The sequence below is a fragment of the Acidovorax cavernicola genome (assembly GCF_003581445.1).
This window is the reverse complement of record NZ_QXMN01000229.1, coordinates 1-1299: the sequence shown is the minus strand read 5'-3', so window position 1 is coordinate 1299 and position 1299 is coordinate 1. Positions and strand designations below refer to the sequence as shown.

Genomic DNA, 1299 nt, shown 5'->3' with positions numbered 1-1299 from the left:
GTTCGCGGTACAGCACATAGGCGCGCGCGACTTCATGGTGGCCGCCGCGCATCAGGCCGAGTTCGACCTGGTCTTGAATGTCTTCGATGTGGAACGTGCCGCCCCCCGGACGCGAGCGCACCAGCGCGCGCACCACGCCTTGCGTGAGCTCGTCCACCATTTCGCGCACGCTGGCCGAGGCCGCGCCCTGTGCGCCGCGCACGGCCAGGAAGGCCTTGGTCACGGCGATGGCGATTTTCTGCGGCGTGAAGTCCACGACATCGCCGCTGCGGCGCATCACGTGGTACTGCTCGGAAGCCGAGTGGGTCGCTGCATCTGCGGACGCAGTGGATACGGGGTTCAACGCTTCTTGCATGGATTCCTCTTGGGCGTTTAAGTGATGGCGCTGCAGCGGTCAAAGGCCGGCAGCGCGGAAGCAGCTTGTCCACAAGCCGTGCACACGCTGTGCACAACTTTTTAACACTAAATGTAGTGTTTGTGGATGGTTTCGACCACTACAGGTAGTGTCTTTTGTTCGGGTGCTAGTGTAGCGCGGAGGCTTCATCGAGGCTACGAATCGGCACGAAAACCTTGGCGCAAGACCGGAAAGTGGCGCTGTCCAGAGGCACCGGCGCGCGGCCGGGACCAGCGCCCGCGCGGGCTCGCGCCCCGGGGCGCCGCTTTGCGGGCGGGTGAAAAAAATTTTTGCCGGCGTGGCGAAAAGTGGCGCACCGCACAGACGCGGATTGACGTCGCCGGAAAAACGGCCTATGTGCCCGCAGGCCAGTCCAGCGGCGCGGCCGCCAGCGCGCCGCGCAGCCGCGGCCAGTCGAAGCCCGGGCCGGGGTCGATCTTGCGGCCGGGCGCGATATGTTCGTGGCCGGCGACATGGCGGATGGGGTAATGGGCGACGAGGTCGGTGCACAGCCGGGCGAGCGCGTCGTATTGCGCGGCTTCGAACGTCAGGCCTTCGAGGCCTTCGAGCTCGATGCCTATCGAGTCGTCGTTGCAGTTGCCGCGCCCGCGCCAGCAGGACGCGCCCGCATGCCAGGCGCGCTGGTCGCAATCGACGAACTGCCAGATCTCGCCGGCGCGCGTGATGAAGAAATGCGCCGAGACCTCGATGCCGCGTATGCGCTGGTAATAAGGGTGGGCGTCCCAGTCGAGCTGATTGGTGAACAGCTGCTGCACCGCGCCCGTGCCGTATTCGCCGGGCGGCAGGCTGATCGAATGCAGCACCACCAGATCGATGTGCGCGCCTGCGGGCCGCGCGCCGAAGTTGGGCGAGGGCAGCAGGCGCGCGGCCTGGTACCAGCCGCC

Annotated in this window: 2 protein-coding genes; both read right to left on the bottom strand. The window is 66.4% G+C overall.

Annotation, left to right across the window (positions count from 1 at the left end; all coding sequences use genetic code 11):
- Positions 1-355: ATP cone domain-containing protein (locus D3H34_RS32770; protein ID WP_286186567.1), on the bottom strand; the 355-nt coding region annotated here is incomplete at its 3' end.
- 392 nt (positions 356-747) lie between these two features.
- Positions 748-1299 (bottom strand): 1,6-anhydro-N-acetylmuramyl-L-alanine amidase AmpD (gene ampD / locus D3H34_RS32765; RefSeq protein ID WP_119558877.1); only part of this gene is annotated, 552 nt, incomplete at its 5' end.